The organism is Aquabacterium sp. CECT 9606, from assembly GCF_918741295.1.
Taxonomy (GTDB): Bacteria; Pseudomonadota; Gammaproteobacteria; order Burkholderiales; family Burkholderiaceae_C; genus Aquabacterium.
In genome coordinates this window covers 1146991-1167967 of sequence record NZ_CAKKNB010000001.1, presented here as the reverse complement: position 1 = coordinate 1167967, position 20977 = coordinate 1146991, and the positions used below count along the sequence as shown (strand labels likewise).

Here is a 20977-nt window from a genome sequence, read left to right as displayed (position 1 = left end):
CCCTCCTGGAGACCCCTCAATGATTCCTCGGATGACCCGAATCCTCACCGCCTCCGTGGTGGCTCTTTCCACCTTGACCATGAGCGGATGTGCCTTGCTGGAGTCGGGCACCAGTGGCGTTACCCTGAACATCCTGGAAGAGGGCTTCACACCGCCAACACTCAAGCTGGGCGATGTGGACATGGGCTGCACCTTCGCCCTGGCCAACGGCCCCTTGGTGGGCGCTGCGCGCAACTTCTACGGCGATCCCTCTCTGATGGAAACCGTGATGCTGCAATCGGCCGCCGTGTGCTCCGACGCCCGCGCCATCGAAGAAGAACTGCGCTACATCCGTGCTTCGCGTGAAAAGCGCTCGGATGAAGCCCAGGATGCACGCATTGCACAGAAGCGCCTGATGGCCTTGTCGGCGCACCGCCAGGTCATGTCGTTTGAGCGCATGCGCGCCAAGCTCGAACAAAAGTACTTCTTCAAGTACGGCACCAACTGCCCCAAGTTCAAGCGCGATTTTGACGAAATGGTGTACCTGCTGGGCTCGGTCTCCGGCGTTCAAGCCGTTCAGAGCGACATGGGCGCGCAACAAGCCGTGGGCGTCTCCCTGGACATCCCTCCTCAGGTTGAGTTCGCGATGACCTGCCTGGACAACAAGAAGTGGTGGGGCGCCCCTCAAGCACTGCGCGCTGCACTGTGGAGCATCATCCCCGGTGGCGCTGAAGGCAAGGACGTCAAAGGCACGTTTGAAACCAACATGGCCATTGGCGAAAAGGCCGGTGTGCGCCTGCCTCACGTGATGGCCGCCATTGCCGCGCAATCGGCCGACGATCCTGTGGCCGTGCGTGCCGCCATCAAGCGTTTTGCCAGCATCGAGAACTTCAAGGTCAACTCTGACTACCGCCTGGTGGACTCGATCGCCGAAGCTCAGATGATCATCATCTCTGACCGCATGTGGACCCAGAACACGGGTTCGCGCACGCCCATCAACAGCCTGGGCAAGTTCTGGGACGACAAGGCAGGTGGTGCCGCCATTGATGCCGATAGCTTCCTCAAATAAACGCATTTAACGCGTTGAATTTACTAGGGAAAATCCTTCCCCCGTGGGTGGGGGTCGGGGTTTCCCTGGAGGAACGTTTGGGCGGCTATAGTTACAAAGTTAACGATCGCGGCCACAGCCGTGGTCAGATTTTTATGCACTGAAAAACAAGTGTAGTTGGCGCCGAACACACCGTCGGCGCATGTTTTTTCTGGTACCTAGGAGACTTCATGAAGATGGTCAGAACCATGAGCAAAATCAGCGCCGCTGCCGTATTGGCGCTGGGCGCCATGTCAACAGCCCAAGCCGCCCAGAAAATCTGCGTGTATGACCTGTTGGGTGCCTCTGGTGACCTCTTCAGCATGGCCAAGGACTACGTGATCGCAGCTCAACGACATGGTGTGTCGATCGAGCTCAAGGGTTACACCGATGAACGTGTGGCGACGGAAGACTTCCGCACAGGCCAATGCGATGGCGTGATCGCCACGGCGTTCCGCACGCGCCAGTTCAACCAGGTGGCGGGCGCCATCGACTCGCTGGGTGCCACCACCATCGTCAAGGACGGCAAGATCGACATGGCGGCCAGCTACGAAGTGGTGCGCCGCATCGTGCAGACCTTCTCCGATCCCAAAGCTGGCAAGCTGATGATCGACGGCAACTACGAAGTCGGCGGCGTGGTGCCTTTGGGTGCCGCCTACCCGGTCGTCAACGACCGCAAGATCAACACCGTGGAAGCCCTGGCCGGCAAACGCATTGCCTCGTTCGACTACGACAAGGCCCAGGCTGTGATGATCCAGAAGATCGGAGCCCAGCCCGTGTCGGCCGACATCATGAACTTCTCTTCAAAGTTCAACAACGGTTCGGTGGACTTCATCGCCGCCCCCACGCTGGCCTACAAGCCACTGGAGTTGCACAAGGGCATCGGCAAGAACGGCGCCATGGTGCGCTTCCCGATCCTGATCCTCACCTACCAACTGATCCTGAACAAGACCAAGTTCCCTGAAGGCTTCGGCGACCAGTCACGCGACTATTGGCTGACCCAGTTCGACCGCGCCTTGCAATTGGTCAAGCAATCCGATGCGAGCATCCCGCCCGCCACCTGGATGGACCTGAGCTCCGAGAACGCCTACAAGTACACCTTGATGCTGCGTGAGTCACGGATCGACATCGCTCAGAAGGGCTTGTACGACAAACGGGGTTTGAAAATCATCAAACGCATCCGCTGCAGCGTGAATCCTGTGGATCCCGAATGCGCGACCAAATCAGAAGAAGACTGGAAATAAAGGTCTTGGCCACATGAGGGCCTGACTCCAAACCAAAACCGGGGGCCCAAAGCCCCCTTTTTCCTAATGGTGGACGCATTTTGCTGCGTTGCACCAACTGAGCGAACATGATCACTTCTAATTCTCGACAAGTTCTGGGCCGTTCACCACTGGAATGGTTCTCCAGCCTCCCGGTGTTTGCACTGCTGCTGCTGACCTTGATCATTGGCACCGGTGAAATGGTGCACGGTCAGTTGCTGCGTTTGGGTGAGTCCATGTTCGGCGACTCGAAAGCCCAGGTTCAGTACTTCATGCTGCGGGCAGAGCCCAGCAAGCCCACTTGCGATGCCAACCAGGACATCGAGGTCGAACTCAAAAAACAGTCCGAGGCGCCAGCCGCCAAGGGCGACGATGACATCGACAATCTTTTCGGTGATCAGGCCCCAGGTGATCCAACAGTGGCGCGCCGCTCCATGGAACAGGCCATTGCCATCTGCAAGGCCAAGCATGATCTTTACAACCGGGTGAAGGAGCACCAGACCCCGCAAGTCAAGGTCTATCGAACGATCGAGACCAGCTTCTTCGGCCTGTTCCAAGTGGGCACCGACAACCGTCCGCTGATCCTTCTGCTGATGGTGTCGATCGCTGCCATCACCACCACGCTGGGCTTTCACCACATCGGTATCCGTCCTGGTCACTACACCCGCGACTACTTGTTGCAGTCGATCACCCAGGCCATTGCATCGGGCTTGCTGCTGTACTCCTGCATCAGCTACTACCAGATCCTCAACAACTCTGGGGTGCCGGTCGAGCATGCGCTGCTCCATTACACCTGGATGGTTTTTGCCGCGATCCTTCTCTTGATCAACCTCAAGCGCATCGTGATGCCGGTGAAATCGCCCCACGGCGAAGGCACATGGGGTGGGGCTTTCCTGGCCATCCCTCTCTACGCCAGCATGGGCATCATTGCCGGCTCGTATTTCCTTCTGCACAACCACCCGGCTGGCCTGGCCATCTACGTCAACCAGTTGATGGAGCTGCCCACCATCTTCCTGAACCTGGGCTTGTTCATCTGGGCGGGCATGCTGCTCAAGCAAAGCCGCATCGTTGACTTGTTCATGGACCTGCTGCGTCCGTGGCGCCTGTCGCCCCAGTTGCTGACCTACATCATCTTGCTGGCGGCCGCCGTGCCCACCGCCTACACCGGCGCATCGGGTATTTTCGTGATCGCAGCGGGTGGCATCATCTACCACGAGGTTCGCGCTTCGGGTGGTTCGCGTCAGTTCGCACTGGCCGCCACGGCGATGTCCGGCTCGCTGGGCGTGGTGTTGCGCCCTTGCTTGCTGGTGGTGCTGATCGCCGCGCTGAACAAGCAAGTGACGACCAATGGCCTGTATCACTGGGGCTTTTACGTCTTCCTGCTGACCTCGACGCTGTTCTTCCTGACCTCTCAGATGTTGCGCACGCAGCGTGCCTCGATCGAGTCCTTCCGCGTGGCGATCCCCGCCACCCTGCGCGCCGTCATTCCCACCCTGCCCTATGTGGGCGTGGTGATTGTGGTGGTGGCCCTGTACGAGTACGCGCTGGACACCAAGCTGAATGAAATCACGGCCCCCACGATCATGCCGGTGATGTTGTTGATCATCCTGATCTTCGACAAGATCATCAACAAAGGCAAGACCGAGATCACGCCCGATTACGCCAGCCACCGCCAGCCAGGCGTGGAGCGCTCCATCCGCTTTGCCACCAACGAAACCATCGGCCACATTGGCGCACTGCTCAGCCTGATGACCTTGTCGCTGGCCATGGGCGGCGTGATCGAACGCTCGGAAGTGATGAACAACTTCCCGCACGTCTTCGAGAACCACTGGACGGCCATGGCCTTCCTGGTGGTGACCAAGGTGTTCCTGGGCATGATCATGGATCCGTTCGGTGCCGTGGTGCTGGTGTCGGGCACCCTGGCCCCGATCGCCTTCGCCAACAACATTGATCCGGTTCACTTCTGGATGATGGTGCTGGTGGCTTTCGAGCTGGGTTACCTGCTGCCTCCCGTGGCCTTGAACCAGTTGCTGACCCGCCAGGTCATCGGCGAACCCGAGATCAAGGTCGCCGACGGCGAAGTCAAGCACCTGGGCTTCTACCGCCGCTACGAGCGCTGGATTCTGCCCATGGTCGTCATGACCATTGGCTTGTCCATTGTGGCCTTCGGCCCCCTGGCGGTGCACGACTTCCCGCAACTGGCCTTCGTCAAAGACTGGTTCCCGCACCCGGCCCAGTAAGCCCAGCGGCAACTTCGTCGTCACAAACCCGGCCCCTGCACTCGCAAGGGCCGGGTTTTTTATTGATACTGGCCATTGGCATGCCATTCCCAAGTCGTTCATGAGTCTGCACCGCGTCCGCTCCTCCCTGTTGATCGTCACCCTGGTCCTGTCCATGTCAGGTTGCAGCACCTTGCAAAGCGGTGCCGTGCAATTGATTGGCTGGACATCGCCGCCCACCACCCCTCCGACCGCGGCCACCCCCGCTCAAACGCCCGTCACTGGAACGGCCCCTGCTTTTGAGTCGGTCATCAAGGGTGCCGAGCGCATGGACGGCCTGCTGCCCTTGTGGAAGCGACAAGACAAGGTCTGGATCGAGCTGACGCCGGCCAATCTGGGGCGGGCGTTCTTCCTGTCACCCACTGTGGTGACGGGCATTGGCGAGGCCGGGGTCTTTGGCGGACTGATCACCAGCCGGTCGGCCCAGGTGGGGCGTCCCCAATGGGTGGAGTTCCGCCGGGTTCAACAGCAGGTGCAGTTGCTGGCCATGAACGCCGCCTACACCGCGCAAAAAGGCACGCCACAAGAGCTGGCCGTTCAGGCGGCGTTTTCACCCAGCCTGCTGGCCAGCGTGGGTGTGGCCAGCGCGCCTCAGGCCCAAACGGGCGCCATCCTGATCGAGGCCAACCCCTTGTGGGTGAACGACATGCTGGGCCTGGGGCTGCAACTGCAGCGGGCCTACAAGCAAAGCTATGCGCTGGATTCTCGTAACTCGGCGCTTTCGGTGGCGCGCACGCAAAGCGATCACCTGAGCTTTGACATCCTGCACCACTTTGCCACCAGCTCCATCGCCTCGGGCAGTGGCGCGCCAGGGGGCTTGACGCCCGGCGTGCCCACCTCCGTGCCCGACCCGCGCAGCCTGTTCATCAACGTCCGCTACAGCCTGAGGTCCTTGCCGGAAACCGCCATGAAACCGCGCGCGGCCGACCCCCGCGTTGGCTATTTCACCACCACGGTGGCCGACTTCACCCAGGACCTGGCACGCACCCCCCGGCAACGCTTCATCAGCCGCTGGCGGCTTGAAAAGAAAGAGCCGGACGCCGCCATGTCCGATCCCGTGCAACCCATCATTTACCAGCTTGATCCCAACATCCCCCTGGCCTACCGCCCGGTCATCACCGAAGGCATCCTGGCGTGGAACAAGGCCTTTGAAGCCATCGGCATCCGGAATGCGATCCAGGTGCGTGTGCCCGCGTCTGGCAGGGTGGACGAGGCATCGGGGGCCGCCCGGGCCACGGTGCGCTGGATGACCAACAGCCAACCTGGCTTCGGCGCCATCGGGCCCACCCACGTGGACCCGCGCACGGGCGAAATCCTGCAAGCGGACATCGCCCTCGAAAGCCTGTCTTCCCGTGCGATCCGCACCTTGCGAAGCGAGATCATCATGGCGCCCTCCGCGCATTCGGCCGGGGACCAATGCGAGCACGCAGCCGAAGCTGCCGAACAACTGGGCTATGGCCTGGACCTGATGGCCGCTTCATCAGGCCGGCTGGACCCGAACAGCCCGGACGTGCAAGCCTTTGTGCTGGCCTACCTGAAAGACACGACCATGCACGAGGTTGGGCACACCTTGGGCTTGCGGCACAACTTCAGGGGCTCGCGCTGGCACACTGCCGAGCAACTGGCCGACCCCGCGCTGACGCTGCGCGAAGGCAACAGCGCCTCGGTGATGGACTATGCCCCCATCAACCTGCCTTTGCCCGGACGGCCAGCGCCAGCAGCCTTTCAAACCACCCTGGGGCCTTATGACTATTGGGCCATCGAATATGGCTACAAGCCTTTGGGCACCGACGAAGCAGCCGCGTTAAAGCAGATCGCCCAGCGCAGTGCCGACCCGGCTTGGGTGGACAAGCTCGATTTCGGGACCGACGAGGACGAGTACCTCGGGCTCGACCCCCAATCGCTGACCTTTGACCTGGGCCGCGATCCCGTGGTCTTTGCCCGCCAGCGCCTGGTCATTGCCAAGGACCTGATCGCCCGGCAAGTACAAGAAAAAGCCAGCCCGCCAGAAGACCCCAGCCTGCTGCGCCAACGGGTCACGTATGCGCTGCGAGACGTCGCCCGCACCTCGCAGATCCTGCTGCGCCAGGTGGGTGGCCTGGTCACTCGCCGCAACGCGGTGGGCAGCGGCCGGGATGCCCTGGACCCCTTGCCCGCCGCCACCCAACGCGCGGCCCTGGACCTGATCGCCGCTGAGCTGCTCTCGCCCCAAGCCCTGAGCCTGTCGCCTGGGCTGCAACGCCGCATGGCCCCGGACTATTTCGAGCGGATCGAAGGCAACGGTGCGCGGACGGATTTCTCCATCGCCGACACCCTGCTGTCACTGCAACGCCTGGTGCTGGACACCTTGATGGCGGACGGCCTGGCCGACCGCATGCTGGACAACATCGACCGCACGCGCGATCGCCGTGAAGCGCCACTGACCCTGCGGGAACTGCACCAGCGGGTCAAGGACGCCGTGTGGGGCACCTCCGTGACGGCCGCACAGGGTGACGATGCGCCCTGGCGGCGCAACCTGCAGCGCGAGCACGTGAACCGGTTGTCCGCCTGGGTGCTGCGCTCGGCCAGCAACCGGGCCGACGTGCGCTCGGTGGTCCGTGAGCAAGCCCGCGCCCTGCTGACGGCGCTGAAGGCCAGCCCCTGGGGCGGCAGCTCATCAAGCACGGCCGAAGCCCACCGCCGCGATTGCATTGAGACCCTGGAGCGGGCGCTCAACGCATCGGTGGTTCGCACAAGCCCCTGAAGGAGGGAGACCGGCAGGCCTGACAATGGGCGCTGCCACTTCTTGCCCACCATGGACCTGCCCACGATTTTCTCTGCCTCCGGCCCCCTGGCCCGCGCCTTCGATGGCTACCACGTGCGCCACGAACAGATCGAGATGGCCCAGGCGGTGGCCCAAGCCATCCACGATGCCAGCACCGTCGTGCTGGAAGCCGGCACCGGCGTGGGCAAAACGGCGGCCTACCTGGTGCCCTCTCTGCTCGAAGGCGGCAAGGTCATCGTGTCGACCGGCACCAAGGCCCTGCAAGACCAGCTCTTCCACCGCGATCTGCCCGCCGTGCGCGCGGCCTTGGCCGTGCCTGTCAAGGTGGCCTTGCTCAAAGGCCGCAGCAACTACCTGTGCTGGCACCACCTGAACGGCGCCAACCAGGACGCCATGCTCAGCAGCCGCCAGGAGGTCAAAGACCTGGGCCTGATCAACCGCTTCATCCACCTCAGCCCCACGGGCGACAAGGCCGAATGCCCCACCGTGCCCGAGCACGCCACCATTTGGGCGCGGGTCACCTCCACGCGCGAGAACTGCCTGGGCAGCGAGTGCAAGCACTACACCGACTGCTTCGTGATGAAGGCCCGGCGTGAAGCCCAGGACGCGGACGTCGTCGTGGTCAACCACCATCTGTTTTTCGCCGACCTGATGCTGCGCGAAGAGGGCGTGCCCGAGTTGCTGCCCAACGCCCAGACCATCATCTTTGACGAAGCCCACCAGCTGCCCGACACCGCCACGCTGTTCTTTGGCGACTCGGTCTCGACTGCCCAGTTGCTGGACCTGCTGCGCGACACGCTGGCCACCGGCCAGACCCAGGCCCGCGACGGCGCCAAATGGAACGATGTGCTGGCCCCGCTGGACCGCGCCACCCGCGACCTGCGCCTGTGCTTCGGGCCGCAGACGCAGCGCCTGGCCCACCCTCAGCTCGGCGCCGCCCACCCTCTGCACGCCGCCCTGCTCACCTTGCGCGAAGCCTTGTCCGAGGTGCGCGACACGTTGGAATCCCAGGCGGACCGCAGCCCCGACCTGGCCCAGTTGCAGCGGCGCGCCCATGCCTTGATGCAGCGCCTGTCGGCCTGGGGGGCCCCAGAGCGCGCCAACGAGCCCGAGCTGTGCTGGGTGGATGTGGGCAGCCACGGCCTGCAATTGCACCGCACCCCCATCTCCGTGGCCGACGTGTTCCGGCGCCAACGCCTGGGCCTGGCCGACAACGCCTTTGAGACCGAAGCAAACGAAGACAGCAGCGACGAGTCCAAACCGCCCGCCGAGGCGCCGCGCCGCGCCTGGATCTTCACCTCGGCCACCCTCGCGGTCAAAAACGATTTCACGCATTTCACCCAGGCCTTGGGCCTGGAAGATGCGCACTGCCTGGCCTGGTCCAGCCCTTACGACTACCCCTCGCAGGCCATGCTGTATGTGCCCGAGGGCCTGCCCCCACCCAGCGCGGCCAACCACACCGAGGCCCTGGTTGACGCGGCCTTGCCGCTGATCCGCGCCAACCGAGGGCGCGCCTTTGTGCTGTGCACCAGCCACCGCGCCGTGCAACGGGCGGCCGACCACCTCAAGAAACTGTTCGAAGAAGGCGGCGACCCCTTCCCTGTGTTGCGACAAGGCGATGCGCCCCGCCCCACCTTGCTGGACGACTTCCGGCGCGCGGGCAACGCCGTGCTGGTGGGCAGCCACAGCTTTTGGGAGGGCATTGACGTGAAGGGCGATGCGCTGACCCTGGTGGTCATCGACAAGCTGCCCTTCGCGCCGCCCGATGACCCGGTGCTGGCCAAGCGTTTGGAGCTTCTGGAGAACGAGGGCGGCAACCCCTTCATGGAGCACCAGGTGCCCCAAGCCATCATCGCGCTCAAGCAGGGTGCAGGCCGCTTGATCCGCAGCGAGACCGACCGGGGCGTGCTCATGATCGGCGACGTCAGGCTGATCGAAAAACCTTACGGCCGGCGCATCTGGCAAAGCCTGCCGCCCATGAAGCGCAGCCGCAAGCAAGACGAAGTGGTGGCTTTCTTGAACACTCTGTGAGAGCGTACTTCAGACCTCGAGGTTGTCGATCAGGCGGGTCTTGCCCAGCTTGGCGGCGGTCACCACCACCAAAGGTTCGCTGCCCAGCAATTCATCCGCCGATGGCGGCAAGAGGTCGCGCTGGCGTCGGATGTTGACGTAATCCGGCACCCAGCCCTGCTGGCCAAGCTTTTCCATGGCCTGCGCTTCGATCTTCGCCAAGCCCTCGCAGGGCAGCCCGGCCCGGCCCGCCCGAACCAGGTCCCGCACCCGCTGCAAGGCCTGCGACAGCTGCACCGCTTGGTCGCGTTCTTCGGGGCTCAGGTAGCCATTGCGGGATGACAGGGCCAAGCCATCATCGGCCCGCGCCGTGTCGCCACCTACGATGTCGATGGGCCAAGCCATTTGCCGCACCATGCCCTTGATCACCATCAGCTGCTGGTAATCCTTTTTGCCGAACACCGCAGCGCGAGGCTGCACGATGTTGAACAGCTTGGCCACCACGGTGCACACGCCCGTGAAGAAACCGGGGCGGAACTCGCCTTCCAGCAGATTGGCCAAGGCCTCTGGCGGCGTCACCTTGTAGCCTTGAGGCTCGGGGTACAACTCGGCCTCGTCGGGCGCAAAGACCACGTCGCAACCAGCACCGGCCAACAGCTCGGCATCGCGGGCCAAGGTGCGTGGGTAGCGGTCAAAATCCTCGTTCGGGCCAAACTGCAGGCGGTTGACGAAGATACTGGCCACCACCATGCCACGCCCCCAGCCGCCCTGGTCAGCGATGCCGCGGGCCTGGCGGATCAAGGCCAGGTGGCCTTCGTGCAGATTGCCCATCGTGGGCACGAACACGGGGGCGCTGGTGGCCTCGGCCACGGTGGCGCGCAGCTCGGAAATGGTGTGGATGATCTTCATGATCAATAACCGTGGATGGCTTCGTCAGGAAAACTGCCGTCCTTCACGCTCGACACAAAGCGACGGATGGCGTCGTCGATCGAACCGCCCTCGGCCATGAAGTTGCGAACAAAGCGTGGCAGCTTGCCCCGCGTGATGTTGAGCATGTCGTGCAGCACCAGCACCTGGCCGGCGGTGCGTTGGCCCGCGCCAATGCCGATGGTGATCATGCCGGGGTTGTCGGTCTGCACCGCCGCGGCCACGTCGGAGGGCATCAGCTCCAGCACCGCCATGGCGGCGCCGGCCTGCGCCAACTCCTTGGCATGGCGGCGCAAGGTCTCGGCGCCCGCGGCATCGCGGCCCTGGATGCGGTAGCCGCCCAAGGCGTGCACGCTTTGCGGTGTCAAACCCAGGTGGGCACAAACGGGGATGCCCCGCTCGGTCAGGAAGTGCACCGTGTCGGCCGTCCAGCCGCCGCCTTCCAGCTTGACCATGTGGGCGCCAGCCTGCATCAAAGCCACGCTGGAGCGCAGGGCTTGCTCGCGGTTTTCCTGGTAACTGCCAAATGGAAGATCGGCGAGCACCCAGGTGTTGCGGTTGCCTCGCACCACACAACGCGTGTGGTAAATGATCTCCTCCAGAGAGACGGGCACCGTGCTGGACTGGCCTTGCACCACCATGCCCAGCGAGTCGCCGATCAGGATGCAATCCACACCGCAGTCGTCCAGCAGCCGGGTCATTGACGACTCATAGCAGGTCAACATGGTGATTTTTTCACCCTGCGCATGCATCTCACGCAGGCGGTGCAGGTTCAAGGGCTTGCGGGCAGGCAAGGCAGCGGGGGTCACTGAACTCATTTCACGCGGGTCTGGTGCCAAAGTGGCGCGATTCTAGGCCGACAAGCCACCGCTTGCGCGGGAAATTCTGCAAGCGCCCATCCGCGACTGGGACTAGCATGGTGATTTCTCGTCTGGATGGTTGGACAAGGCATGACCGGGTTGTGGACACAGCTGAACGAAATCGGGCTGGAGAAAGTTTTCCTGCTCCTGATGGGTCCGATTTTCGCAGCCTGCATGGCCTTCGAAGCCTGGTGGCTGAACCGTCGGCGACAGCAAACCTACACGGTCAAAGGCACGGCCATCAACACCAGCCTGGCCTTGAGCCACGCGGTGGCCGATGGCATTGCCTGGGCCCTGCTGGTCGGTTTGTTTGACCTGATTTACCAGCACCGCCTGTTCGACATCCCCATCACTTGGTGGAGCGTGTTCGGGCTGCTGGTGGCCCAAGACTTTTGCTACTACTGGTTCCACCGCGCCAGCCACCGAGTGCGCTGGATGTGGGCCAGCCACGTGACCCACCATTCTGGCGAGACCATGAACCTGGCCACCGCTCTGCGGCAAAGCCCCACTTACCCCATCTCTGGCATGTGGGTGTTCTGGCTACCGTTGGCCTGGTTGGGGTTCGAGACGCGCCACGTGATCCTGGTGGTGGCCGTGAGCCTGGCTTATCAATTTTTTGTGCACACCGAGTTGGTGCGCAAGATGCCGCGGTGGTTTGAAGCGATCTTCAACACGCCTTCGCATCACCGGGTGCACCACGCCCGCAACCCGCAGTACCTGGACCGCAACTACGCGGGGGTGCTGATCATTTGGGACAAGCTGTTTGGCAGCTTCGTGCCCGAGGAGGCGCCCTGCGACTATGGCATCGTCAAACAGATCCACACCAGCAACCCGCTGGTGATGATGTTCCACGAGTGGCAGGCCATGGGACGCGATGCGATGCGGCCAGGCCCGCTGTGGTTGCGCTTGAAGCACCTGTGGGCGCCGCCCGATTGGGAGCGCACCGAGCGACGGTGACCGATCAGGCTGGGTGGTAGGCCAGGCGCACGTAGATGGGCGCAAACGCTTCGGCCTGGGTGATCTCGAGCAGTCGCTCCTTGCCCAGCTCCAGCAGGGCGATGAAGGTCACCACCAGCACAGGCGGGCCGCGCGTCACATCGAACAGGTGTTCAAACTCGACAAAGCGCTGGCCTTGCAATCGGCGCAGCACGATGCCCATGTGCTCGCGCACCGACAGTTCTTCGCGCGTGATGATGTGGTGCGTGTTGAGCTTGGCGCGCTTGAGGATGTCGGCCCAGGCCTCGCGCAAATCCACCAGCGCGACATCGGGATGGCGCACGCGCACCGACGGGTCGTTGTGCACCTGCACGCGCAAAAAATCGCGGCCCAGTTGCGGGATGCGGGTCAGCCCGGCCGCCGCCAGTTTCATTTGCTCGTATTCGATCAGGCGACGGACCAGTTCGGCGCGTGGGTCCTCGGCCTCTTCGCCGTCTTCCGACTTCTTGGGCGGCAGCAGCATCCGAGACTTGATCTCGATCAGCATGGCCGCCATCAGCAGGTAATCAGACGCCAACTCAAGGTTGTGCTTGCGGATCTGGTCAACGTAGGCCAGGTACTGGCGCGTGACGTCGGCCAGCGGGATGTCCAGGATGTTGAAGTTCTGCTTGCGGATCAGGTAGAGCAGCAAGTCCAGCGGGCCTTCAAAGGTCTCCAGGAAAACCTCGAGCGCATCGGGCGGGATGTACAGATCCAGCGGCATCGAGAACAAAGGCTCGCCGTACAGACGCGCCATCGCCACGCGGTCAACGACCTCGGGCAGGTGGTTCTCGTCCAGGACTTGTTCGCTCACGACCGTCAGTCGCCCTTGGTTTGGTAAACGTAGGGCTGCTGCGCCACATTCGATTCGCGGAAATCCTGCTGGGCGTCGCGGTCGATGGCCTTGTCCCACAGCAGGGAGCGGCCCTGGCGTTGGCGATCTTCCAGCTGGGGGTCGCGCTGCTTGAGGCTGTCAATGAACTGGGTCACGTCAGACTTGTAGGGCTTCCAGAAAAGCGGCATGGTGGGCACCAGTCAAAAGAGGGAATCAATCCGGCATTTTATGGGCAGCGCGCCGCCTGGGGGCCCGCGTCGCCCACAATCAAGTCCTTATGCAGGAAATCGAACTTAAATTCCAGATCCCGGCCGACTCACTCGGGCCTTTGTCGGCCGAGATTGAACGCTTGCCGGGCCACGCGCGGGAGCGCCTTCAAGCGCATTACTTCGACACGCCCGATCGCCGGCTGGGCCAGGCACGCAGCGCCTTGCGTTTGCGCAAGGAAGGCGAACGCTGGGTTCAGACCCTCAAGGCCTCCGGCGCCAACACCATGGTCCGCCTGGAGGACAACCAGCCCGCGCCCGCACCGGCCGAAGGCAGCGCCGCCCAGCTTGATTTGAGCCTGCATTTGGGCTCGCCCGCCGAGGCGTCCCTGGTCAAGACGCTGGCTTGGGATCCAGCCCAAGACCGCCGGGGCGAACAAACCGGCCTGGTTGAGCTGTACCGCACCGACATCCACCGCCAGACCGCCCGATTGAGCGCAGGCCAGGGCACGTCCCAGGCCGGCGTGGTGGAACTGGCACTGGACCTGGGCCACATCCACGCGGGCCACTTGAGCGTGCCGGTGCGCGAACTGGAAATCGAACTGGTCGACGGCCATCCCATGGCGGTCATCCACGTGGCGCGGGATTGGGTGGCACGGCATGGCCTGTGGCTGGACACCCAGACCAAGGCACACCGGGGCGACCGCCTGGCGCGTCAGGCGGCTGGCAAGGCGCCTCCGGCCGCCGCACCACAACACCCCAGCACGCCTTTCGAGCTGGCCACGACCCTGGAGCAGCTCACCGACGCCATGAGCGCGTTGGCCGCCAGCCAAGCCCCTGATCCACAGCAGATCGACGCCTGGCGGCAAGCCTTGCAGCGGCTAGTATCGCTGGGCCCACAAGGTCAAACGCGGGATCTGACCGCCTTGCTGCAAGCCCTTGAGCGCCCCGACCAGGCCATCACCCTGGCACGTTCGCCCGACACCACCCTGCTCTGCCTGAACCTGTTCGCGTCACTGCTGTGACCGGCGCGCAAGGGCATCAACGCACCCGCATGCCCGGCTGGGCGCCGGGGAAAGGCTCCAGCACATAGATGCCGGGGTTGGCCTTTTCATCGGCGTGCGAGCCGGCCAGCACCATGCCTTCGCTGATGCCGAACTTCATCTTGCGCGGCGCCAGGTTGGCCACCATCACCGTCAGCTTGCCAACCAGGTCTTCGGGTTTGTAGGCCGACTTGATGCCGCTGAACACATTGCGCATCCGCCCCTCACCCACATCCAGCGTCAAACGCAGCAGTTTGTCGGAGCCTTCGACGTGCTCGGCATTGACGATCTTGGCGATGCGCAGGTCGACCTTGGCGAAGTCGTCGATGGTGATGGTCGGGGCGATCTCTTCGCCGCCGGGTTTGGGTGCTTCAACCACGGCAGGGGCCGGCGGCTCGAACAAGGCTTCCAGCATCTTCGGATCGACCCGGGTCATCAGGTGTTCGTATTTGCGGATGGTGGTGACGGGCGTGGCGCGCTCGGCCCAGGTCAGGGGCTGGTCAAAGCCCAGGAAATCGAAGGCGCGGCGGGTCACGTCGGGCAGGATGGGGCTGAGGAACAGCGTCAGGTACTTGAAGCCTTCCATGCAAGCCGACAGCACTTCGTGCAAGGCGCTGTTGGCGGCATGCTGGGCGCTGTCCTTGGCCAGCTCCCAGGGCTTGGCGGTGTCGAAGTACTGGTTGATCTCGTCGGCGGCGGCCATGATGTCGCGCAGGGCCTTGCCGAACTCGCGCTTGTCGAGCGCTTCGGCGATCACAGCCTCGCGGCTGATCACGGCCTGCAGCGGGATCATCTCTTGCAGCTTGCTTTCGTCGCCCGAGCCCAGTTGCGCCAGATTGCCTTCAAAGTACTTGTGGATGAAGTTGGAGCAGCGGCTGGCGATGTTGACGTACTTGCCCACCAGGTCGCTGTTGACGCGCGCCACAAAGTCTTCAGGGTTGAAGTCGACATCCTCGACCTTGCTGTTGAGCTTGGCGGCGATGTAGTAACGCAGCCACTCGGGGTTCATGCCCAGGCCCAGGTACTTGAGCGGGTCCAGGCCGGTGCCCCGGCTCTTGCTCATCTTGTCGCCGTTGTTGATGGTCATGAAGCCGTGCACATTGACCTGGTTGGGCAATTTGCGGCCACTGAACTTCAGCATCGCGGGCCAGAACAGCGTGTGGAAATAGGTGATGTCCTTGCCGATGAAATGCACCTGCTCCACCGCCGGGTCGGCCATGAACTCGTCGAAGCTGCGGGTCTCGCCATACTTGGCCTTGGGGCCGCCGTGGGCAAAGTAGCTTTTGAGCGAAGCCAGGTAGCCGATGGGCGCGTCCAGCCACACGTAGAAATACTTGCCCGGCGCATCGGGGATCTCGATGCCGAAATAAGGCGCATCGCGGCTGATGTCCCAGTCGCTCAGGCCACCTTCGCCGTTTTCATCCTTGGTGAACCATTCGCGGATCTTGTTGCCGACCTCGGACTGCAGCTTGCCATCCTGCGTCCAGGCCTCTAAAAACTCGGCGCAGCGCGGGTCGGACAGTTTGAAAAAGTAGTGGTCGCTGGTCTTGCGCACCGGGGTGGCGCCGCTCAGGGCCGAGTAGGGGTTCTTCAGTTCGATGGGCGAATACACCGCGCCGCACACCTCGCATGAATCGCCGTACTGGTCTTTCGCGCCGCACTTGGGGCACTCGCCCTTGATGAAGCGGTCGGGCAGGAACATGCTTTTTTCAGGGTCGAAGAACTGCTCGACCGGGCGCACGCTGATCAGGCCGGCCTCTCGCAAGGCCACGTAGATCTCCTGGGCCAACGAGTGGTTCTCGGCACTGTCGGTGGACGACCAATGGTCGAACGCGATGTGAAAGCCGTCCAGGTACGGCTTGCGGCCCGCCGCGATGTCTGCAACGAACTGTTGCGGCGTCTTGCCAGCTTTTTCAGCCGCGATCATGATGGGGGCGCCGTGGGCGTCGTCCGCTCCAACGAAGTGAACGCGGTGCCCTTGCATGCGCTGGAACCTGACCCAGATGTCGGCCTGGATGTATTCCATGATGTGGCCCACGTGAAAGTGGCCGTTGGCATAAGGCAGGGCTGTCGTGACAAAGAGCTGACGTGGCATGGCGACAAGGGCTTGGGGAAAGTCCTTGATTTTAGGCCGCGCTAGACTGCCCGCCTGGATTAGTTTTATTGCCCTGTTCCCATCCTGCCTGCCCATCGCCTCCGCCAGCATGACCCTACCTGCACCCACCGCCTTAGAAACCGCCGCGCGCGCCGCCCTCAGCGCCGTCACCGATCCCCTGACCGGTCAGGATTGGGTCAGCGGCAAGCAGCTCAAATCCCTGCGGGTGGAGCAAGGCCAGGCCACGGTGGACATCACCTTGGGTTACCCGGCGGTGTCACAGTGGCCCGCCTACACGGCCCTGGTGATGCAGGCACTGGACGATGTGCCCGGCATCACCGGCGTCGAAGTGAATTGGGCCACCCAGGTTCAAACCCATGCGCCCCCTCGTGGACAGGCGCCCCTGGCGGGGGTGAAAAACCTGATCGGCATCGCCTCCGGCAAAGGCGGCGTGGGCAAAAGCACCACCGCCATCAACCTGGCCCTGGCGCTGGCTGCCGAGGGCGCCAGCGTGGGCATGCTCGACGCCGACATCTATGGCCCCAGCCAGCCCCTGATGATGGGCCTGAGCGGCCGCCCAGACAGTCCCGACGGCAAGAGCATCGAGCCGCTGCGCAACCACGGCCTGCAGATGATGTCGATCGGCCTGCTGATCGATGAAAACGCCCCCACCATCTGGCGCGGCCCGATGGCGACCCAGGCGGTCGAACAACTGCTGCGCCAGACGCGCTGGGGCACGCCAGACAAACCCCTGGACTACCTGATCGTCGACATGCCGCCCGGCACCGGCGACATCCACCTGACCTTGTGCCAGCGCGCACCGCTCACCGCCGCCGTGGTCGTCACCACGCCGCAGGACATCGCCCTGCTGGATGCCCGAAAGGGCCTGCGCATGTTCGAAAAAGTGGGCGTGCCGGTGCTGGGCGTGGTCGAGAACATGGCCACGTACCACTGCCCCAATTGCGGCCACGAAGCGCACATTTTTGGCGAAGACGGCGGCAAGCGCCTGGCCGAGGAAACCGGCGTGCCCTCGCTGGGCTCCATGCCCCTGGACCTGACCATCCGCCAGCAAGCCGACAGCGGCAATCCCACCGTCGCCGCCGACCCGACCGGCAAGGTGGCGGAGCTGTACAAAGGCATGGCCCAACGCCTGGCCGCCGGCCTGTCCAAGCTGCCCAAGGACTATTCGGGCAAGTTGCCAGGCGTGACCGTCGTGCCCAAAGCTGATGCCTGAAAACCACCGCCCTGGCCATGACTCAACGCACTGACGATGCCTGGTTCGATCTGGTCCCCCAGGCTCTGATCGAGTTTGACGAGCATGGCCATTTGCTGCGAAGCAATGCGGCTTTCGCCGGCCTGTTCGGCAAGGCACCCGCCCCTGGCGCTTTGCTGAGCCATGCGCCCGAAGCCCTGCAGCGGCTCACCGGTTGGGATGCCCCCTTGGCCCTGATCGGGCTGGCCCCGGGCGCCCCGCCGCTGACCAACCTGGCCTGCATCGACCAAGGCACCCCGAACCAGCGGTATCTGCGCAGCCATGTGCACGCGCACCCCGCCGTGCCGGGTCTGCCAGAGCGTTTTCTGTGCGTGGTGCACGACACCAATCCCATGGCATTCGTGGTGCAGACCCCGCAGCCGCCTGACTTCACCAACACCAGCGGCGAACCCACCGGCCTGATGGAGTTCGACCAGGACCAATTGCTGCACGAGTTGCGCACCATCCTGGAAAGCAGTCCTGCCGGCATCGCCTACCTGCGTGACAACATCCTGGTGCGCTGCAACCGGCGCTTCGAACGCATGCTGGGCTTGAGCCCCGGCACCTTGACCGGCCAGCACCTGGAGGCGCTGCTGGACAGCGATCCGCGCATCCGCCGCGTGGTCGATCAATCCACCGTCGAGCTGCAGAACACCGGGCAGTTTGAAAGCGAACTGGAGATCGTCGCGCCGGGCTTTCCCACACGCTGGTATGCCCTGTCGGTGCGCCGCATTGGCCCCCGCTCCGACCCGCTGGAAGTCATCGCGGTGCTGTCGGACATCACGCGCATCCGCTCGCAGCAAGCGCAGCTGGAGGCCCTGGGCCGCGACCGCGACCTGATGTTCACCATGTCCGGCGTGGGCATCGCTTTCGTGCGCGATGGCCTGGTGCAAAGCGCCAACCCGGCCTTGGCCAGCTTGCTGGGCCTGGACCACCAGGACATGGCCGGCCGGCCGCTGACCAGCCTGTACATCACCGATATCGACACCAGCACCCTGGCCAGAACCGACGACCAGATCCTGGCGCAACTCGCCGAGCAAGGCCACTGGCAAGGCGAGCGCGCCTTGCGGCATCCGCGCGGCACGCCGCTGTGGGCCGAAGTCAACCTGCACCTGGTCAAGCCCGACCAACCCGAAGAGGGCTTCATCGCCTCCTTCGTGAACGTGGATGACCGTCACCGGGCCGAGCAGAACCTCACCCTGCAAGCCGACCGCACCCGCGCCATCCTCGACTCGGTGTTCGTGGGCATCGTCACGCTGGACTCGGGCGGCATTGCCTGGATGAACCGCTCGGCCCGACGCATGTTTGGCGGCGACCTGCCTGATTTTCTGGGCCACCCGCTCAGCACCGTCGCCACGCCAGACATCGACCACCCCTTCCGCCTGACCGGCTACCTGGACGACCTGCTCGATGGCCAATCCCACACCTTCGAGTGCCAAGTCATGGGCCGCGACGGGCGTGTGTTCTGGGTGGTGGGCAACGCTGTGGTCACCCTGGGCGAGTTCAACGAGCGCCAGATCACCTATGCCCTGATGGACATCGACCGGCGTCGTGAGGCCGAAGCCCTCACGGTCGAGGCCCAGGCCACCTTGCAGCGGATCATCGAGATGGCGCCCATGACCATCACGCTGTGCGATGCCAAGACCCTGACCGTCATCCAGGCCAACCAGGCCGCCTCGGCCTTCATGAAGATCGAGCCCGCCAAGGCCGCCGGGCTCACCCCTGAAGAGATCCATGGTGCCGACCGAGGCCGCCAGTTGCGCGCCGACATGCTCAGGGCCCTCGATTCAGCCAAACCACTGCAACGAGAGTACAAATTCGAGCAAGGCTCTGGCATGCAGACCTGGGACGTGAGCTACCTGCCTCTCTCGCACGATGGCCAGACCGCCGACCAACTGCTGCTGGTGGCCTCCGATGTGAGCGAACAGCGTGCCGCCGAGCAAGCCCGCCTGGAGGCGGCCATTGCGCAGCGTGAAATGCTGGTCAAGGAAGTGCACCACCGCATCAAAAACAACCTGCAGGGCGTGGCCGGCCTGCTGCAGCAGATCGCGGCCCGCAAGCCCGAAGTGGCCTCGGCCATCTCCGAAGTGGTGGGCCAGGTGCAGGCCATCGCCCAGGTCTACGGCCTGCAAGTAGGCGCGGGCGGGCCCCTGCGCCTTAAAAACGTCATTGAAGCGATTGCGCAGTCAGTGCAGCGCACCTTCAGCCGCACCATCACCTTGGAGGTGGAGGGCAGCAACGCCTCGGAATGGCAACTGCCCGAGGCCGAATCCATCCCCATCGCACTCAGCCTGAATGAATTGCTCACCAATGCGCACAAGCACGGCCGGGCTGCCGAGGCCCTGACCTGCACCATGATCTGCAGCGAACTGCAGGTCTGCATCGAGATCCGCAACACCGGGGTGTTGCCCGAAGGCTTCAACGTGCACCGCGTGCCCGGTGGCGTGTCGGGCCTGGGCCTGGTCCGCGCCCTGCTGCCCCGCCGCAGTTCCAAATTGAGCATGATCCAGGAAGGCGAACAGGTCGTGACCCGGATCGAACTGAATCCGCCAGGCGTCAGTTTGGTGCCCACCCCCCACATCCTGGGTGCTCCCTCTGGTCAGCAGATTGCACTTTGGCCACAATGAAAGAGGAATGCCGTGCAAAATAGAAAAATAAGCGCCGATGGACGGTCGACAACATGGTGAAGCAGTCTTGACGTGATCTGAGACCGGGGTCTCCGTAGCGTTCCAGGGCTTCCGGGCCCAATGAGGATGTACGTGAATCACAAAGGCAAAATTTTGGTGGTGGACGATGATCGGCTGGTGCTGGCCACGTTGACCCACGGCCTGTCACAAGCCGGCTATGAGGTGATCGATGCCGACAATGGCGACGACGCGATCCTGCTGGCCCACGAACACAAACCCGAACTGGCCCTCCTGGACATCCGCATGGAAGGCAAAACCGGCTTCGATGTGGCCGCCTACTTGCGCGAGTACTGCCAGATCCCTTTCATGTTCCTCTCAGCGTTTGCCGATGAAGCCACGGTGGCGCAGGTCAAGGAACTCGGCGCGGTGACCTACCTGGTCAAGCCCCTGGACATCCAGCAGATCGTGCCCGCGGTGGAATCCGCCTTCGCCAACCGGCGCAAAACGGCCGCCGAGGCCGAGGCTCAGGCCACGGAAACCACCACCCAGGCCAAGTCGTCTGCCTCATTGTCCAGCGCCGATCCACTGGCCCAGACGGTGGCCCTGGCCGTGGGCATCGTCATGCACCGCCACTCACTGGGGCGGGGTCAGGCCCTCGATCGGCTGCGCAAACAGGCGCAGCAAGAAGGCCGCTCGGTCGAGGCCTGGTGTGAACGCTTGCTGGATGCCCAGGAAGTGCTGTCGGGCCTGGGCCCCTTGAGCTGACTGCGAAGAAC

General features: G+C 63.6%; 15 protein-coding genes. 10 read left to right on the top strand and 5 right to left on the bottom strand.

The annotated features are described in order from the left end of the window. Positions 1-31: 31 nt before the first annotated feature. The 5 genes from LQ232_RS05415 to LQ232_RS05395 all read left to right on the top strand — a co-directional run bounded on the left by LQ232_RS05415 (position 32) and on the right by LQ232_RS05395 (position 9402). A complete protein-coding gene (locus tag LQ232_RS05415; protein ID WP_230179337.1) occupies positions 32-1048 on the top strand; it encodes a hypothetical protein in 1017 nt (338 codons plus the stop codon). A gap of 227 nt (positions 1049-1275) precedes the next feature. Continuing rightward, positions 1276-2310 (top strand): putative solute-binding protein, encoded by a 1035-nt coding sequence (locus LQ232_RS05410; RefSeq protein ID WP_230179336.1) that lies wholly within the window; start codon positions 1276-1278, stop codon positions 2308-2310. Positions 2311-2417: 107 nt separating this feature from the next. Next, positions 2418-4568, top strand: coding sequence for a TRAP transporter large permease subunit (locus LQ232_RS05405; protein ID WP_230179335.1), 2151 nt, complete (start codon positions 2418-2420; stop codon positions 4566-4568). Positions 4569-4668: 100 nt separating this feature from the next. Then, positions 4669-7350 (top strand): zinc-dependent metalloprotease, encoded by a 2682-nt coding sequence (locus LQ232_RS05400; RefSeq protein ID WP_230179334.1) that lies wholly within the window; start codon positions 4669-4671, stop codon positions 7348-7350. Positions 7351-7401: 51 nt separating this feature from the next. Next, positions 7402-9402: an ATP-dependent DNA helicase gene (locus LQ232_RS05395; protein WP_230179333.1), complete on the top strand. Its 2001-nt coding sequence runs from the start codon at positions 7402-7404 to the stop codon at positions 9400-9402. A 9-nt stretch (positions 9403-9411) separates the two neighbouring features. Here the strand turns inward: LQ232_RS05395 and panC are convergent, their stop codons facing one another. Together panC and panB are read right to left on the bottom strand one after the other, a co-directional pair. Beyond that, the gene (gene panC / locus LQ232_RS05390) at positions 9412-10290 is read right to left on the bottom strand and encodes a pantoate--beta-alanine ligase (protein ID WP_230179332.1); all 879 of its coding nucleotides are present in this window, start codon (positions 10288-10290) and stop codon (positions 9412-9414) included. Between the two features lie 2 nt (positions 10291-10292). Further along, positions 10293-11126: a 3-methyl-2-oxobutanoate hydroxymethyltransferase gene (gene panB, locus LQ232_RS05385; RefSeq protein ID WP_230179331.1), complete on the bottom strand. Its 834-nt coding sequence runs from the start codon at positions 11124-11126 to the stop codon at positions 10293-10295. Positions 11127-11258: 132 nt separating this feature from the next. Here panB and LQ232_RS05380 point away from each other — a divergent pair, with 132 nt between their 5' ends. After that, complete coding sequence (locus LQ232_RS05380; protein WP_230179330.1) at positions 11259-12125, top strand: sterol desaturase family protein; 867 nt, start codon at positions 11259-11261, stop codon at positions 12123-12125. A gap of 4 nt (positions 12126-12129) precedes the next feature. On the opposite strand, the gene LQ232_RS05375 is transcribed toward LQ232_RS05380, so the two are convergent. Continuing rightward, entirely contained in the window at positions 12130-12900 is a 771-nt protein-coding gene (locus LQ232_RS05375) for a ScpA family protein (RefSeq protein ID WP_230179742.1), read from the bottom strand. Positions 12901-12962: 62 nt separating this feature from the next. Next, positions 12963-13166, bottom strand: a complete 204-nt coding sequence (locus tag LQ232_RS05370; RefSeq protein ID WP_230179329.1) for a DUF3460 family protein — start codon at positions 13164-13166, stop codon at positions 12963-12965. Positions 13167-13255: 89 nt separating this feature from the next. Here LQ232_RS05370 and LQ232_RS05365 point away from each other — a divergent pair, with 89 nt between their 5' ends. Beyond that, on the top strand, positions 13256-14209 hold the full coding sequence (locus tag LQ232_RS05365; protein ID WP_230179328.1) for a CYTH domain-containing protein: 954 nt from the start codon (positions 13256-13258) through the stop codon (positions 14207-14209). Between the two features lie 16 nt (positions 14210-14225). Here LQ232_RS05365 and metG read toward each other — a convergent pair whose 3' ends face one another. Continuing rightward, positions 14226-16322: a methionine--tRNA ligase gene (metG, locus tag LQ232_RS05360; RefSeq protein WP_230179327.1), complete on the bottom strand. Its 2097-nt coding sequence runs from the start codon at positions 16320-16322 to the stop codon at positions 14226-14228. 109 nt (positions 16323-16431) lie between these two features. On the opposite strand from metG, the gene apbC reads away from it, so the two are divergent. The 3 genes from apbC (at position 16432) to LQ232_RS05345 (ending at position 20966) form a co-directional block, all read left to right on the top strand. Next, positions 16432-17556, top strand: coding sequence for an iron-sulfur cluster carrier protein ApbC (apbC, locus tag LQ232_RS05355; protein ID WP_230179326.1), 1125 nt, complete (start codon positions 16432-16434; stop codon positions 17554-17556). 17 nt (positions 17557-17573) lie between these two features. Next, on the top strand, positions 17574-20201 hold the full coding sequence (locus LQ232_RS05350; protein WP_230179325.1) for a PAS domain-containing protein: 2628 nt from the start codon (positions 17574-17576) through the stop codon (positions 20199-20201). Between the two features lie 126 nt (positions 20202-20327). Further along, positions 20328-20966 carry a response regulator gene (locus tag LQ232_RS05345; RefSeq protein ID WP_371820106.1) on the top strand — a complete coding sequence of 213 codons (639 nt, stop codon included), beginning with the start codon at positions 20328-20330 and terminating at the stop codon, positions 20964-20966. Positions 20967-20977: the final 11 nt, after the last annotated feature.

Coding starts and splice junctions, on each gene's coding strand:
- LQ232_RS05380 (WP_230179330.1), top strand. CDS start 11,259: ATGACCGGGTTGTGGACACAGCTGAACGAAATCGGGCTGGAGAAAGTT.
- apbC (WP_230179326.1), top strand. CDS start 16,432: ATGACCCTACCTGCACCCACCGCCTTAGAAACCGCCGCGCGCGCCGCC.
- LQ232_RS05410 (WP_230179336.1), top strand. CDS start 1,276: ATGAGCAAAATCAGCGCCGCTGCCGTATTGGCGCTGGGCGCCATGTCA.
- LQ232_RS05375 (WP_230179742.1), bottom strand. CDS start 12,900: ATGGCGCGTCTGTACGGCGAGCCTTTGTTCTCGATGCCGCTGGATCTG.
- LQ232_RS05350 (WP_230179325.1), top strand. CDS start 17,574: ATGACTCAACGCACTGACGATGCCTGGTTCGATCTGGTCCCCCAGGCT.
- LQ232_RS05345 (WP_371820106.1), top strand. CDS start 20,328: ATGTACGTGAATCACAAAGGCAAAATTTTGGTGGTGGACGATGATCGG.
- LQ232_RS05400 (WP_230179334.1), top strand. CDS start 4,669: ATGAGTCTGCACCGCGTCCGCTCCTCCCTGTTGATCGTCACCCTGGTC.
- LQ232_RS05365 (WP_230179328.1), top strand. CDS start 13,256: ATGCAGGAAATCGAACTTAAATTCCAGATCCCGGCCGACTCACTCGGG.
- metG (WP_230179327.1), bottom strand. CDS start 16,322: ATGCCACGTCAGCTCTTTGTCACGACAGCCCTGCCTTATGCCAACGGC.
- LQ232_RS05370 (WP_230179329.1), bottom strand. CDS start 13,166: ATGCCGCTTTTCTGGAAGCCCTACAAGTCTGACGTGACCCAGTTCATT.
- LQ232_RS05415 (WP_230179337.1), top strand. CDS start 32: ATGACCCGAATCCTCACCGCCTCCGTGGTGGCTCTTTCCACCTTGACC.
- panB (WP_230179331.1), bottom strand. CDS start 11,126: ATGAGTTCAGTGACCCCCGCTGCCTTGCCTGCCCGCAAGCCCTTGAAC.
- LQ232_RS05395 (WP_230179333.1), top strand. CDS start 7,402: ATGGACCTGCCCACGATTTTCTCTGCCTCCGGCCCCCTGGCCCGCGCC.
- panC (WP_230179332.1), bottom strand. CDS start 10,290: ATGAAGATCATCCACACCATTTCCGAGCTGCGCGCCACCGTGGCCGAG.
- LQ232_RS05405 (WP_230179335.1), top strand. CDS start 2,418: ATGATCACTTCTAATTCTCGACAAGTTCTGGGCCGTTCACCACTGGAA.